Source organism: Bacillus cereus group sp. BfR-BA-01408 (assembly GCF_022663305.1).
Taxonomy (GTDB): domain Bacteria; phylum Bacillota; class Bacilli; order Bacillales; family Bacillaceae_G; genus Bacillus_A; species Bacillus_A pacificus.
Genome location: NZ_JAKUFF010000314.1, coordinates 1 through 223 on the forward strand (window position 1 = coordinate 1; position 223 = coordinate 223).

The following is a 223-nucleotide window of genomic DNA, read 5'->3' on the forward strand; positions in this document are numbered from 1 at the left end:
TTCTACTCTTTGTTGCTCTTCTTGTTTACGTTTTTCTTCTTCTGCTCTTTGTTGCTCTTCTTGTTTACGTTTTTCTTCTTCTGCTCTTTGTTGCTCTTCTTGTTTACGTTTCTCTTCTTCTGCTCTTTGTTGCTCTTCTTGCTTACCTTTTTCTTCCTCTACTACTTTTTTGTCTTCATCCACTTTTTGCTCATCTGGTGCGCCCTTTAATTTTTCTTCATTA

At 36.3% G+C, this 223-nt stretch carries 1 pseudogene; it reads right to left on the reverse strand.

The window, feature by feature from the left end:
• Positions 1-223, reverse strand: a pseudogene (locus MR083_RS28380) (YwbE family protein); the annotation flags it as partial.